Raw genomic sequence first — 14722 nt, forward strand, 5'->3', positions numbered from 1 at the left:
ATCGGTACATGTTTTGTAAGAATAGCCGATTCATCCAAACTTCATTGCAAATATAAATCGGCACAATTATTATTTTTCCTATATGTTTTGTAAGTTTTTATGTATTATATATCCTTCTGTCTGTCCTTATACAAAGGGAACTAAAACATTTCGCCTTCATACAATAACATTACTATTCCTATATAATTTGTTAGGTTTATATTACCATGACATTCATTATATTGTCAACACATATTTATGATATTACATATAGGATTAGTCGGGTTAATTTTATCATTAGGGAAAATTAATTAAAACTTTCCCCTTTTAGTATTTTTAAGTAAAACATTAGTTCTGTTCATTTATTTTGTAAAATTTTTTTACCGGAATATCTACCTCATTGCCTGTTCCAAATCCTGTATTAAATCATCTGCATCTTCAATTCCCACAGATATTCTAAGCAGCTTTTCATTAACCCCCAACCTTTCTCTGATGTGAGGAGGTATAGCCTGGTGAGTCTGCGCTACAGGATAGGTTATCAAACTTTCAACTCCCCCAAGACTTTCAGCAAAAATGAAAACTTTTAACCTCTCAAGTAACGATTCTACCAGTTTTTCATCCTTAACATGAAAAGAAATCATAGCTCCAAATCCAGAGGCTTGTTTACACAGTACTTCATAGCCCGGATTTTCAGGCAGTCCAGCATAATAAACCTTTTCAACCTTGTCATGCGTTTTTAGCCAATTGGCAATTTTCTGTGCATTATATTGCTGTCTGTCAAGGCGTACACCAAGAGTCTTTATTCCTCTTAATACAAGCCAACTGTCAAAAGGTGACAGCACAGCTCCTTCAGATTTCTGTATTAATCTTAGCTTTTCTGCTATTTCGTCATCGGACACTACAATAAGTCCTGCCAATGTGTCATTGTGTCCGGCAAGATATTTCGTTCCGCTGTGGAGTACAATGTCTATTCCAAGCTCAAGGGGTCTTTGATAGTAGGGTGTAAGAAATGTATTGTCAACAATAGTTAAAATTCCCCTTGATTTTGCAAGTTCCGCAACTGCACGTAAATCAGTTATTTTCATCATGGGATTTGACGGAGTTTCAACAAATATGGCTGCAGTATTGGGCTTTATACTCTCTTCAATATTTTTTATACATTCGGTGTCTACAAAACTGAATTCCAAACCGTATTTTTTATATATTTCTTCAAAAATACGGTATGTACCCCCATATAAATCATCAGAAACAATTATATGATCCTTTGGAGAAAAAAGCTTTAATATTGCAGATACCGTAGCCATTCCACTGGAAAATGCCAATCCGTGTTTACCGTTCTCCAATAATGCAATAGTTTTTTCCAGTTCCTCTCTTGTAGGATTCTGAAGCCTTGAATAATCATATCCAGTGGACTGGTTCAAACCGGGATGCCTGAAAGTTGCACTTTGATATATTGGAAAACTCACCGCACCTGTTTGCGGATCGTAGCCTTTGTAACCATGTACCAGTTTGGTGTTAATATTGACTCCCATTTCCGTTCTCCTCCCATTCACAATTATTCCTATCATCTTAATTGTAATTTCTATAAAAAAAAGAAATGCCCTTTTCCTCAAAACATAATAGTTTTTATCCTTATTTATCCGATATGTTATATAGTATTACAAAGCATATATTTTGTCAATCATATTGCTTTATAATGTCATGCAGAAACAGCTGTTCTCTTTCGGCCCCAGGTTACAAAACAGCATTCCGGTATTGCTATATTATAAAATATGATCATTTATTTGGAAATAATAATGACAAAAATATTAATTTTTTTCGATATGTTTCATCGAGAAAAGATTCGGCTGGACTAAATATTCTTATTTCCCCTCAAAATCAATTCCAACTCTTCCGCAGGCATCGGTTTATAAAAATAGAAACCTTGAATTTCATCGCACTGATTCTCTTTTAGAAATCTCAACTGATATTCATTTTCCACACCTTCTGCCAAAACTTTAAGCCCAAAAGTTTTTCCCAACTGCAACATCACCTTAATAATACTTTCATCCTTAGTTCCCCTATATATACCCTGTGTAAATCTCATATCAATCTTTATCTTGTCAACAGGCATAATTCTCAATCTACTCAAGGATGAATATTCCGTACCGAAGTCATCTATGGAAATGGTAACTCCAAGGTCTTTAAGCCGGTTCAGTGTACTGGTAATGTATTCTACATCATAGGTAGCAATACTTTCAGTAATTTCTAATTCAAGATAAGCAGGATCCAACTGGGTTTTTTTGAGTATATTTTCTACAATTTCAACCAGATTGGGATTTAAAAACTGACCCAAAGACAAGTTTACAGCCATTTTTATCGGTTTAAGCCCCATTTTCTGCCACTTATTATTTTGTTCACAAGCCTCCTGAAGCACCCATTGCCCAATATGATTAATAAGTCCATTTTTTTCAGCCAATGGAATAAATACTCCTGGTGATATTAATCCTTTTTGTGGGTGATTCCATCTAATCAGAGCCTCAACGCCAACTATTTCACCAGTTTGCGCATTAACCTGCGGTTGATAGTTTAAAATAAATTCTTTTCTCTGTATTGCAAGATGCAAACTGTTTGTAAGGTTGGCATTTACTTCAATTTGCTTCTGCAAAAAAGACGAGCACATGGTGTATTTGTTCTTTCCATTTTCTTTTGAAATGTACATTGCCGCAGCAGCATTTTTAACAAGACTCTCCACCTCATTGCCGTCAATAGGATATACAGAAATACCCATACTGACAGTTATAAAAAATTCCTGGTCGCCCACCGTCAAAGGGTGTTTGAAGCTACTTGTAATTTTTTCTGCCACTGCACATATATCTTCAACATGGGAAATTTGAGGGATCATTATTACAAATTCATCCCCTCCAAAACGTGCCACAATATCATACAGGCGCAGGCAACTCGAAATCCTTTCTCCAATCTTCATTAACAGGGAATCTCCGCCATCATGACCTAAAGTATCATTAACATACTTAAAGGAATCTATGTCCACAAAAGCAATTCCAACAAGCTTTTCCGAACGTTCCGCCAATTTTATGGCTCCTCTTACCTGATTCATAAACATAGCCCTGTTTGGAAGCCCTGTTAAGGCATCATAATTTGCTCTATAATTAATTTCCTTTTCAGCATCCACTTTTAGCATTATGTCTGAAATCATATGCGCCAGGACTTTAAAAGTTTCTTTATGATATTCTTTAAATTTTAACTTTTGTCCTGCACTTTCAAATCCCATTAATCCTATTACACATTCTTTGTCTCGTAATGGATTTATAATGGTAGAAATTGTCTCTTCATCTCTGACATATTCTTTTTCCATATATTCTTCCATAGTTGCAGCTAAATATGGCAGGCTGTCAAATTCCTGCTGCTGAAACGGACTTATATCCAACAATTCAAAAACTTTCCTGACCTTTTTTTCCTTTGCAGCATCATTCATAGGTGATTCGCAGTCGGAGCACCATTCAAAATATTTCATTGTCTTTTGACCGTTGGGAAAAAACAACACAAAAGTGCGATCTATATTGAAATTGTTTCCGCACAGTTTAAGAACCTCATTTATCCTTTCTTCAATATTATTTTCATTGGTATTCATAAATATGGAAGATATACGAGAAAGGAGTTTCTGGGCATTTAACTTTTCCTCGTTCTCTATGAGCCTTTTGCTATAGACATAATTAATATAATAAGCAACTATAAATATTGACAGCAACAAAATTATTCTAACGGCATGATCTACGTGTGTAAACCTAACAACTATAGTAGAAGGAGAATTTATCCAAATCCAGACAAGAGTAAATAATGAAGAAATCCCATTTAACACCAGTATGTGCTTTTGGCTGAACGCTATTGACGTAACGATGAATAACACAGGGATTATACCGGCATAAATGGCACTATAATCAAAATACCTCAGCGTAATAATCGGAATTGAAATTGATAAAATTATATTCGAAAGCAAATCTTTATAGCTCAATCTGATATTTAGCTGTTGAATAGCCTGAAGTCCAATCCCGATAAATATCATAAAAGCACTAAACAGCAAAACCGGTTCCAAGTTTGCCCTTTTAGTAAAATACATGCTTCCGATATTGACAAAGGCTCCTAACAAAAAGGCTATACTAAAATTAAGATATAACCTCTCCCGGCTGTCTTCATTAAGAATGCTATGAAAATCAGAGGAGTCGCTATTTTTTTTCTTAAGCATAAATCCGTATCTTTTGATACAGTAAAGCACTTGAGTCATTGGAATAATAAAAAGTAACGGAACTATTTGAGGTATCTTAATTGAAAACATGGAATTTATAATAACTTCAGACAAAGTTCCTGCTACAAAACTGCAAGCAAACAGTAAACATATCAAATAGGCTTTACTCTTTTTATCCCCTTCCTCCAATTTAACAGCCCAGCGGACTAACAACGTAAACCCTACCAGGAAAAAACTTAAGTCATATGCATACAGCATCCAATTCCAAAATGTATTGCAGCAGACATTAACCCATCCGGAACTTGTCTCTATGAGATTATACTGTTTTACAGCTATTTTTTCGTATAGGCCGAAGACAAAAACATTTAAAGCAGCTGGAAGATATATAAGAATGTATATCCATTTTTTCTTCAAAATATCGGCTTTTTCAGTAATAATAACAATAAAATGCAGCAAAAAGCTAAAAAAAGTTCCCCATCCTAAGGTTCCGACTCTTCTCCAAAATAAACATGTTTCATAATTCTGTGCAGTATTTGAAATAGACAAGGAAAAGGACCACACCGACAAACACAAACAAAGGATAAAAAATAATATATGAAGTGACGACTTTATATTCAGCGAAAGAACATACAAGCCATAAAACAATAAAACTGCAGTTGTAATAAGAAACAACAGCGAAAATATATATGGTAAAGGCATATATATATAAGCCTCCTTCTACCCTTCCTAAAAATATAAAATTAAAATAACTGTAATTTAATTATATTCGACAAATTATTCATTAATCCTCCAGGTAAAAGGGATTATTTGTAAAAAATTCAATGCCTTAATTTCTTTTCCTGACAATTCATTTACCTATTGACCAGCAATTCAATGATTAGCAGTTACTTGATGTGCATTTTTCTTAAATTACTATAAAAAACACTACTGTTTTTATTATACGAATTTTGTCTAATAAAGTCAACCAGTACTACTTTATATGTATTAAAACTGTTAATATTAAAAGTTATTAATTAACTTATTTTACCTGATTTTCACAATCTTTTATAAATATACCACACATCAATTTCTTCTTTTGAAGGCTCTTCAAATATTGATTCCATTTTCTTCAAAAGTCCTTCATCTACAAAAAAGTTCCTGGAAAGACCTTTACATACCAGATCATTTCTTTCATTTATATTTCTCTTCCACTCTTCATCGGAAATATCAATATAATGCCACTCAAAATCAATACCTCTTTCCATATAGTACCTTGATACTTCGTCCCGTTCCTTTTTGCTCCAGAAACCAAAATCCAAAATGACATTGTTTCCTGCTTCAATAATTTCCAGTGACTTTTTATATAAATATTTTTTTATCTTACATACCAAATCATCGTGCTTATCACCAATGTTCTCCATTGACAAATCAAATACCACTTCATCACAGGACAGAATAACAGCATTAATTTTCTGCTTTAGCATTTTAGAATAATAGCTTTTTCCACTGCAAATTTTACCGCATATCAAAATTACTTTTGCCATTTTTACACCATCCGTTTGGATTTCCAGATAACAGAAAATATTCAGAAACACTGATATTATTATAACATTATGTGAACCTTTTGCATATTTTATGAATATTATGTCATAAAAAATAAAATGAGGTGCTATCAATAAATGTATACCGATTTTTATGGTTATCCATACAACCTTTACCCCAGGCAGCCAATAATACCTTCGTACATCCGACTTCTGCATGCTGTACCGAATGCTCCGGCCGTCGATATATATGCAAATGGAAGCCCCATTGCAAGAAATCTGAGTTATAGGCAATTTACCGAATATTTGGCACTTCCCGGCGCAAGCTACAATATAACCGTCTTCCCCGCAGGTCAAACAGTCAATCCAATCCTAAGTACAGTAATTAACATACCTGGCGGGTCAATATTTACCATAGCGGCCGTAGGTATACCCTCAAGCATTACCTTACTTCGGATAGAAGAACCCCGCATAAACATTCCCGCCGGTAACCTAATGCTAAGGTTTGTAAATCTTTCCCCCAACGCACCTGCTGTTGATGTAGAGATACAGGGCGGGAATATAATATTTGGCAATGTAACATATACAGGAATAACTCAATATATACCTTTTAATCCGGGAACATATACTTTTAACCTTAAGATTTCAGGTACAGGTCAAAGAATTCTATATGTTCCAAACATTCTATTGGAATCCGGAAGGTTTTACACCATATATGCCATAGGTGTTGTTGCAGGAACTCCTCCTCTTCAAGTGCTTATACCCTTAGACGGCAACACCTATATCCGGTAGGTTGTAATTTTCCTTTGCTGAAGAGCTCTTAAAAACAAAATGCTTCCAGTACTTTTATGCCGACTTATAGCACTGGAAGCTGTTTTCTGTTTTTAAATTGCTCATACAGGTGTTTATAATTAACGTTATAGATAAAATTCATTAATAGTCGAATGTCTGTCACGCTGTTTCAACATAATTTTAATTAAATTGCTTATAATCATATTTTTTTGTTTCATATTCAATACTGTCCAACTTTTTCTTTGATGTATTATAAATGGTTATATTAACCTTATATGGCCCGTTCTTTTTTGAATTTCTTATTGCACTTCCGCCAAAATAAACAAATCTGTTATTTAAGCCTTTATCGCATTTCATTGATGTTGAAGCCAATGCGTTAGTAACTCCTCCACCTCTTATCAGGTTCCCAAAAGATATTACTTGACCATCTAAAGTGGATAAAGTGGCATTGACAATATAAGTTCCTGCTTCACCAACATTTAAGTTCATACATATCTGCAAACTATCGTAACCTATGGAGTTATCCCATTCAACAGCTCCTTCTTTATCTATACCGACAATAAACAATTCTCCCGGCTCAGGCAATGGAGGTGTGGGAGAAATTTCCGGAGACGAGACTACAGTTGACGTATTAATAACATCAGGAGTTTTAATATCCGATAAACCTGATTTTTCGGATGAAACAGAATCAGTCGATAAAATCGGCAAAGGTGTAACCTTTAAAAGTTCAGTACTATCCATTGAATTATGATTAGATTCAGAATCAACAGGAAATTCAGCTTTACATGAACAAACCAAAAAAGTCAATAAAATAGAGACATTAAAAGCAATAAAAAATCTATTGATTACTTTTTTCTTGATAGGAGCTAAAAAATCAGACATAAATTCTCCCAAGACTTTCTTTATCAAATATATATTTCTATAAAATAAATTTTTCCTTATATGATTATTTTATTATTTTAGGATATTGGCGTCAACAGCATAAAGCATAATATGATAGAATGTTTCAAATTCTCCCAATATAAGAAACAGCATTAAATAAACTGGGTTAACTATATTATTTCAGCATATATGAATCAAAATAGTGAAATCTGCTCATTTATATACGGGTCCTTGTATCCTTTAACTATGTCATTCATTTTGTAAAGTATACCGCATTCATTGCATTTATTTTTAAACAAATCCCACAATTCTTTTGACCTTAAAGAACGGCATTCATAGGAATTTCCGTAGCTTTTTATATATTTTTCTTTCAGTGACGGAAAAAGCTCGTCCAGTTTGCTATAATACCATTCCCTTTGATTCTGCCGTAAAGTCACGCCAAAGGCCGGATAGATAAATTTTGCCCCATTTTGACTTGCGAGCTCTATAATCTTTATTATATTGTCATCCGTATCATCAATAAAAGGAAGTACAGGCATTAACAAGATACCTGCAAATATCCCTTCGCCGGAAAGCTTCTTTATTGTTCTAAACCTATCGGAGGAAAGGGATACATTAGGTTCAATTTTGCTGCATAAAAGGTCATCGGCAGTTGTAATAGTTATTTTTATTAGCACCGGAGAATACCTCGATATCTCTTTTAAAATATCAATATCCCTCAATATCAAATCACTTTTTGTAGCAATTGCAGCACCGTAACCGTACCGATTTATCAGTTCCAACGCACCTCTTGTAAGCTTATATTCTCTCTCGAGAGGGTTGTAAGGATCGCTCATAGCACCGGTTCCGACAACACCCTTTTTTCGCTTTGATTTAAGCTCTCGCTCAATTATGGCAAGAGCGTTTTTCTTTGCTCTCACCCTGTCAAAATCATCCACTCCATAGCACTCACTCCTGCTGTCACAGTAAATGCAGCCGTGGCAACAACCCTTATAGATATTCATATTGTAATTAATCCCGAACCAGGGATTGTTTTCTGAATACCCGGATACTATTGTTTTTGCATCAATGAATTCCATTTATAAACCCTTTCCTAAAAATATAAATCCCTTGAATCAATCATATCAAGTTTTTCTGCTTTTCATAAGCTATATTCTTAAGTCAATAAACCTTATCCCGTCATACAAAATTTATTCAACAACAATATCCTTGAAATCTTCCTTTACACTTTCTTTAAAATAATTAAGCGCTTCTTCTTTTGACATATTTCCGGTTAAATAACTTAACACAAAATCTACAAACATATTTTCAAAAGATGTGTCATATCTCTGAACCAACTTTCCATTAACCTTCGAAAGTTCCGATTTAAACACTTCATACAGATTCTGATTAATAGTCTTGTTTATAAAACCAGCATCCTTTGACAGCTTTTCAATCATTTCCGTGTTATTAATAAATGCTCCAGGAGAATTAGCAATTGATTCAAGAAGTTCCGTATCTGTACATATAAATTTAATAAATTCCCATGCAAGTTTCTTCTTCTCAGGGGTAGATTTTTTGGTGATACCATACCATGTACCACCCCAAAAGTAGGGATAAGTAGGCTTTGCTATCCCCCATCTACCGGTATCTTTGTTAACTGTATCGTATATCTCGATTATGTAAGGGATACCCCATGTAGGAATAGCAAACATGAAATAACTATCATCGGCAACAGCCTTTTGCCAACTTGGTGTCCAAGCCTCCAAACCACCATCCTGACCCATATCTCTAAGTTGTTTTTGCAAGTCAATATACTCTAACATTTTTGGATCGATATTTAATTTGCCTTCTTTTATCCATCCTTCGCTACGTCCGGCCAAATATATTATCATTAATTCATTATGTCCTGGAACAAGCTTTACTTTTCCCTCGCTTCTTTCTCTTAGCTTTTTGGCCGTATCAATTATTTTTTCAGTTGAAGAGAGCATTTCTGCTATGACATCAGGATCATCAGTTCCAAAATACTTTCTGGCAATATCCCTCTTATATCCTATACCACCGGGTATTGCACTATTTGTCAATGCTTTAATTTTTCCATCATCGCTTCTTCCAACATCCACAGTGTAGGGTACCATTTTGCCTGTCAACTCTTCTGCATTGTAGGGAGGTAAAGATAGGTCTTCAAGCGCATCCGGTATGTTCACTAACCTTTTGACATATCCAATTTCTGCAGCACAAACATCCGGATAATTTTCATAAAATCCAAACGGGAATGAATAATGCTCATATGGTTCTTTGTTAGTTTGCACATTAATTTTTACTCCCGGATGTTTTGCTTCAAATGCCCTTGCAAGTTTTATACCTTCATTTATATCAAAGTGCCAGAACATAAATTCTCCCTTTAATTCCTCAGTCTTGATTTCCTCACTCACTTTTGAAGTTAAGACATGTGCAGAAGTTTCCTGATTGGATACCGGTAATTGTTCATTATGCTCACAGCCAACAAGTGATAAAGAAAGCATAAGAACACTAATTCCTATAGCTCCGGCTCTTTTAATGAAATGAAGGTTCTTTATTAATCTCTTCTTTCTTCTCAATATTGTTATAAACCTATTCATTATTTATTCCTGACAATTTTGTTTTAAGCCTTGTTATCATAAGAAAAACTTATTTATCTATATTATAATTAATAAATATTTTATATGTCAATTATTTACTGTACTTCTATTATTTTATCCTATAAAAACTGTTATATATCAAATAAAGAACTGTCCCTCATCTCACTATCCTATTAAAAAAAAGCAATATTATATAAGTATTTTATCTTCAAATATTTACGATTGGCATTTTATGATAAGTAAACTCTAAAAACGTACCTAAGGCTTTTTACTATCACTTCGCATTTAATTTTTTCCACTTTCTAATCTTGCTGCGAAAGGACTTAAACGGAGCAACCGTGTTAATATGTACCCATTTCCAAACCGGCCAATTGGATGGTGTAGAAGATGCCCATTTACGGCTGCCTGCTATGAAAAGCTCCTCCTCTGTAAAACCGTCAAGCCAGCAGACAAAAGAGCGGACTTTATCTTTAAATAAATCTTGCAATTCAGTCAGAGAATATGACGAAAACTTATCATAGAAGCTTTGGTATAGCGCACCTAAGTTATTCCATTTGTAGCCTTCACAGGGAGTAACAACCGTCTTCCCTTCAGCTTCAGCCCTGTCCCACCCCATAACTAAATCAATCCATCCTAACTGATAGGCTATCATCTGTGCCGGTGTTCTATCCACACCGTCAATAAGCTTGTCCTTGTCGGCTTCTTCCACATTCACAAACTCATTAATAAAAAGTTCCGCCGTTTTTTCAATCTCGCAAATCAGAGCTTTCTTGTTTTCATATCCCTGCATAACGTGTTCTCCTTTTTGGTATTTTAATTTTTATCTCATAGGGATATTATGACAATAAAATTCTGACATCCTATGTCAAGTTTTGTTCTTTTCATAAATCTCTTTTGCCACTTTTGCAACAATTCCTTTTAAACGCACAGGTTCAATAATTTCTACCTTGGTTCCGAAGGAAAGCAGAAATCCGACAAGCCAAGCATCTTCAGGCATATGAGCTGTAACTGTCAAATTTCCCTCTGCATCAGTCTTGATATGCTCAATGTCAAATTCATCGTACACGCGGTAAGCCATCTCTTTAGGAAAACGAAGCGTTACTGGAGTGTATTTTTGCGATTCCTCAATTTTTTGTTCCGGATAAGAAATGGGAGAAAAGTATTCATTTAACAGCTCCAATTGCAGAATACGATTTAGCTTAAAAATCCTAAAGTCCATTTTTTCAAGGCAATAGGCTTTCAAATACCAATCCCTCGCCTTAAAAAGCAGCTTAAGCGGCTGTACGGTTCTTTGCCCAGGCTCTTTATAAGTATTTGCATAAATAATCCTTACACATCTATGGTTAATAATTGCAGATTTTAAAAGTTCAAACTTTTCATTATCCCTCTTCTTTTCTCCCCATCGGGACAAATCCACCTCAATCCAGTTCTCCGAATTAACTTGAAAAAGTGCCTTTAATTTTTCCAGTATATCTTTTTCATTACCACCATTAAGAGCTGTTATACTCTGCAGTGCAGACAGTATTTTCTGTTTCTCCTGTTCGGACAACAGTATTTTATCAAGAACAAAACCATTCATAAATCGGATTCCGCCATTCCTGCCGGTTTTCGCATATATAGGAATGCCTGCACTACTTAATGTGTCAATATCCCTGTAAATTGTCCTAACAGATACTTCAAACCGTTCCGCCATCTCGGAAGCGCTGGCCTGTCCCTTGTTCAGCAAATAATACACAATTTTGAACAACCTGCTCTCCTGCATATATGTATCTCCCATCATCTTTGATAATATTAAAACTAATTGCGCAAGGACGGTTCTCTGTTCTATTTTCGTTTCTTTCAGTATTGTTATTATTTGTCCCTGTCAATCCATTTATTTGATTTATTTAAAACCATTTTTTCATATATTTCTGAATTTTCTTTTTTACTTATCTCCCAATTTACTTTTCCTAGGATTGAAACTTCGATGTTTTATAAACTTCTGATCTTTCCTTATTACCCATTTTTGAAATGTGCACTTTACTATATAAAATAATTACATATAACTTTCAGGTTATTTCATATATATAAATACCTTTACTTAATAAAACAAAGAGCCGTCTGATGTAAAACAGATATGACAGGCAATAGGATGTCATAAGCAGCAGTTGCCATAGCTTTTTCGCTATGACAACTGTTAAAAATCAATAAACATTAGTATAAATAATATCATGCCTTGCATTTTTTATCACCCATACTGTTGGAAAGTAAGGCATTCAACTGCTCAAGCAGACTGCCACCGCCACTCAATGAAATATTGCCAATCTTTTCACAGATCTTTTCAAGGAACTCAAGCTCTTTAAGCCTGTAAAGAGTTTTATTCTCCTCCATAAGCTTTGCAGTATTCAACAGGCTTCTTGTTGAGGCAATCTCTTCCCTTCTGGTTATGACATTGGCCTGTGCCTTCTTTTCAGCGATCAGAACAGTGTTTAGAATTTCCTTTATATCTCCGGGCAGTATAACATCCTTGACTCCGGCGAACAAAAATTCCACACCGAAACTTTCGCCTTTCTCCTTTAATCTATCAAGAACAAAGCTGCCTATCTCCTGCTTTTTCAGAAGAAGGTCATCGAGTTTTAGACTACCCACATATTCCCTCAAAATTAACTGCAATATTATATACAGTTGTTCCTCAAAGGATTTTATACCAACTGTTTTCAAAGGATCAACTATCTTGTAATGACAAACAAAATTTAATCTCAATGTGATTTTGTCTTCAGTCATAACCTCCTGACCGGTCATATCCAACTGCTGCTGCCTCAAATCCACATTTTTTACGGTGACACGTATAGGACTTTTCCAGAAGAAATACCTCCCAGGTTCTAAAGTTTTCTGTATAACATTGTTGTAATACAGAATTCCTTTCTCATGATTGCTCACTTCAAAGCATTCTACAAAGGCCGCAAGTTTTGGACTGCTATATATAGAAATATCAATATCCGGTCTTATTTCAGGATCAGTAATGTTAACTATTATGAAATCGTGCTTTTTAAGTACATTCCAAAAGGCATATTTACCGGAATTAAGTACGTCCACGAGTTTTCCGTCTTCAAAATGAATGGCAATTTCATTATCCTGCACATCAATCACAGTAAGCTCTTCCAACAATTCTTTGTCCTCAAGAAACAGGTTTATATTTTTACCGGCACAGTCAAAGGGTTTGTTTACATCAGCAGCAACAACGCTGTATTTGGCAAACGGGCTAAAAAAGTATTTTCCGGGTTTTAGACATTTTACATAGTTGCCGTCCTTAAATAACAATCCTCTTTCATCGTTTTTGATTATTACCTTCATTTTGTTACACCCCTTTTAAAAACCAATAACTTTTTCGAGTCCTCTTCGAGAATTCTCCCAAGACGTCAGCGGAGTATTGCTTGAGGATATTACTCGCATATCGTTATACATCACTTCATTTACAGCTTTAAGGATTGCCCTTTTACCGTAAATGCAAGGCAATGTACAAGGATAAGCTCGACCTATCCGGTATCCGCATACTTCAAGGCCTAAGTCCCGGCGCCTCACAAAAACTTTGTGAAAGCCTGAGAATTCTCTAGAGTCTCCCTTTTTACTTACCTCGATTAACTGTCGAGTGCTAACCATAGCAATCAGATCTTAATCTGACGGGGATTCGAACCCCTTTTCCTTTCCTTATGCTCTGCCGCTGAGCTAATTACCTCCCGGTAATGGAGGAATCGAACCTCCGACACTAAGGTACTTTGAGCTCCAATTTCCCGGAATATCTCTCACGACCAAGGCAAGAAATACCGCAAGACCATTCGGAAATCTTTGCTATTGGGAAGTGGAACAATTTTAGTATAAGGGAATAACTTACCAATTAACAGACAAAAAGTTTGCAATCTTTTAAGAATATCACCGATAATATGGATGTATCAAAACAGTGAAATTTGCGTATTTATATACGTCTCAGTACATCCTCTTATTATGTCATTCATTTTATAAATAATCCCGTATTTATTACATTTATACATAAACAGACTCCACAACTCCTTTGCCCTAAGCGAGCGGTACTCATAGGAATTTCCATAGTTTTTTATATATTTCTCTTTAACCGACGGAAAAAGTTTGTCTAATTCATTGTAATACCATTCCGTTTGATTCTGCCTTAAAGCCACACCAAAGGCAGGATAGATGAATTTTGCCCCACTTTGATTTGACATCTGTATGTCATATTCTATTCTAACTGACTATTGACTTTTATCTTCTGCAAATGTAGAATAATATTATATTCTGCATTTGTAGAAGGAGTTGATTGTAGTGAAAAGCAATTTCAAAAGATTACCCGATTCAGAATTGCAAATAATGTTAATTATTTGGAATTCAAAGGAACCTGTCACCCGGGCCTACATAGAAGAAAGGTTGGAGGATAAGAAGCTTGCTCCGACAACAATATTGTCCTTTTTATCAAGATTGGAGCAAAAGGGCTTTGTCAAGGTGGAGCGAATCGGAAAAAACAATTACTATTCCCCGCTAATAGATGAGGAATCGTACATCAAAAATGAGGCGAAAACCGTTTTGGACAAATTATATAAAAGTTCAATCAAAAAGTTTGTTGCAGCACTTTATGACGGTAAAGAACTGGATAATAAGGAACTGCTTGAATTAAGAGATTTTTTGGACCAAAAGATTAAGCAGGGGGACAAATAACC

12 protein-coding genes are annotated in these 14722 nt (G+C 35.0%); 2 read left to right on the forward strand and 10 right to left on the reverse strand.

All coding sequences use genetic code 11. From position 1 onward, the window contains the following. Window positions 1-371: 371 nt before the first annotated feature. The 3 genes from CLOCL_RS16755 to CLOCL_RS16765 all read right to left on the reverse strand — a co-directional run bounded on the left by CLOCL_RS16755 (window position 372) and on the right by CLOCL_RS16765 (window position 5745). Window positions 372-1511, reverse strand: a complete 1140-nt coding sequence (locus tag CLOCL_RS16755; protein ID WP_014256449.1) for a trans-sulfuration enzyme family protein — start codon at window positions 1509-1511, stop codon at window positions 372-374. A 320-nt stretch (window positions 1512-1831) separates the two neighbouring features. Further along, window positions 1832-4921 (reverse strand): EAL domain-containing protein, encoded by a 3090-nt coding sequence (locus CLOCL_RS16760; RefSeq protein WP_014256450.1) that lies wholly within the window; start codon window positions 4919-4921, stop codon window positions 1832-1834. A gap of 335 nt (window positions 4922-5256) precedes the next feature. Next, on the reverse strand, window positions 5257-5745 hold the full coding sequence (locus tag CLOCL_RS16765) for a P-loop nucleotide/nucleoside kinase family protein (RefSeq protein WP_014256451.1): 489 nt from the start codon (window positions 5743-5745) through the stop codon (window positions 5257-5259). Window positions 5746-5880: 135 nt separating this feature from the next. On the opposite strand from CLOCL_RS16765, the gene CLOCL_RS16770 reads away from it, so the two are divergent. Continuing rightward, on the forward strand, window positions 5881-6534 hold the full coding sequence (locus CLOCL_RS16770) for a DUF4397 domain-containing protein (RefSeq protein ID WP_014256452.1): 654 nt from the start codon (window positions 5881-5883) through the stop codon (window positions 6532-6534). Window positions 6535-6714: 180 nt separating this feature from the next. On the opposite strand, the gene CLOCL_RS16775 is transcribed toward CLOCL_RS16770, so the two are convergent. The 7 genes from CLOCL_RS16775 to CLOCL_RS16805 form a co-directional block, all read right to left on the reverse strand. After that, window positions 6715-7416, reverse strand: coding sequence for a hypothetical protein (locus CLOCL_RS16775; protein ID WP_014256453.1), 702 nt, complete (start codon window positions 7414-7416; stop codon window positions 6715-6717). 194 nt (window positions 7417-7610) lie between these two features. Further along, window positions 7611-8495 carry an SPL family radical SAM protein gene (locus CLOCL_RS16780; protein ID WP_014256454.1) on the reverse strand — a complete coding sequence of 295 codons (885 nt, stop codon included), beginning with the start codon at window positions 8493-8495 and terminating at the stop codon, window positions 7611-7613. A gap of 111 nt (window positions 8496-8606) precedes the next feature. Further along, a complete protein-coding gene (locus tag CLOCL_RS16785) occupies window positions 8607-10016 on the reverse strand; it encodes an ABC transporter substrate-binding protein (protein WP_014256455.1) in 1410 nt (469 codons plus the stop codon). Window positions 10017-10290: 274 nt separating this feature from the next. Then, window positions 10291-10806 (reverse strand): ClbS/DfsB family four-helix bundle protein, encoded by a 516-nt coding sequence (locus CLOCL_RS16790; protein WP_014256456.1) that lies wholly within the window; start codon window positions 10804-10806, stop codon window positions 10291-10293. A gap of 75 nt (window positions 10807-10881) precedes the next feature. After that, window positions 10882-11778, reverse strand: a complete 897-nt coding sequence (locus tag CLOCL_RS16795) for a helix-turn-helix transcriptional regulator (protein ID WP_014256457.1) — start codon at window positions 11776-11778, stop codon at window positions 10882-10884. Window positions 11779-12224: 446 nt separating this feature from the next. Beyond that, window positions 12225-13349 (reverse strand): slipin family protein, encoded by a 1125-nt coding sequence (locus CLOCL_RS16800; RefSeq protein WP_014256458.1) that lies wholly within the window; start codon window positions 13347-13349, stop codon window positions 12225-12227. Between the two features lie 596 nt (window positions 13350-13945). After that, window positions 13946-14233 carry a hypothetical protein gene (locus CLOCL_RS16805; RefSeq protein ID WP_027622007.1) on the reverse strand — a complete coding sequence of 96 codons (288 nt, stop codon included), beginning with the start codon at window positions 14231-14233 and terminating at the stop codon, window positions 13946-13948. Window positions 14234-14330: 97 nt separating this feature from the next. On the opposite strand from CLOCL_RS16805, the gene CLOCL_RS16810 reads away from it, so the two are divergent. After that, complete coding sequence (locus CLOCL_RS16810) at window positions 14331-14720, forward strand: BlaI/MecI/CopY family transcriptional regulator (RefSeq protein ID WP_014256459.1); 390 nt, start codon at window positions 14331-14333, stop codon at window positions 14718-14720. Window positions 14721-14722: the final 2 nt, after the last annotated feature.

This window comes from Acetivibrio clariflavus DSM 19732, assembly GCF_000237085.1.
GTDB lineage: Bacteria > Bacillota > Clostridia > Acetivibrionales > Acetivibrionaceae > Acetivibrio > Acetivibrio clariflavus.

Bases quoted from the DNA above. Each gene is read 5' to 3' on its own strand.
- CLOCL_RS16755 (WP_014256449.1), bottom strand. From the start codon at position 1,511: ATGGGAGTCAATATTAACACCAAACTGGTACATGGTTACAAAGGCTAC.
- CLOCL_RS16760 (WP_014256450.1), bottom strand. From the start codon at position 4,921: ATGCCTTTACCATATATATTTTCGCTGTTGTTTCTTATTACAACTGCA.
- CLOCL_RS16765 (WP_014256451.1), bottom strand. From the start codon at position 5,745: ATGGCAAAAGTAATTTTGATATGCGGTAAAATTTGCAGTGGAAAAAGC.
- CLOCL_RS16770 (WP_014256452.1), top strand. From the start codon at position 5,881: ATGTATACCGATTTTTATGGTTATCCATACAACCTTTACCCCAGGCAG.
- CLOCL_RS16775 (WP_014256453.1), bottom strand. From the start codon at position 7,416: ATGTCTGATTTTTTAGCTCCTATCAAGAAAAAAGTAATCAATAGATTT.
- CLOCL_RS16780 (WP_014256454.1), bottom strand. From the start codon at position 8,495: ATGGAATTCATTGATGCAAAAACAATAGTATCCGGGTATTCAGAAAAC.
- CLOCL_RS16785 (WP_014256455.1), bottom strand. From the start codon at position 10,016: ATGAATAGGTTTATAACAATATTGAGAAGAAAGAAGAGATTAATAAAG.
- CLOCL_RS16790 (WP_014256456.1), bottom strand. From the start codon at position 10,806: ATGCAGGGATATGAAAACAAGAAAGCTCTGATTTGCGAGATTGAAAAA.
- CLOCL_RS16795 (WP_014256457.1), bottom strand. From the start codon at position 11,778: ATGCAGGAGAGCAGGTTGTTCAAAATTGTGTATTATTTGCTGAACAAG.
- CLOCL_RS16800 (WP_014256458.1), bottom strand. From the start codon at position 13,349: ATGAAGGTAATAATCAAAAACGATGAAAGAGGATTGTTATTTAAGGAC.
- CLOCL_RS16805 (WP_027622007.1), bottom strand. From the start codon at position 14,233: ATGTCAAATCAAAGTGGGGCAAAATTCATCTATCCTGCCTTTGGTGTG.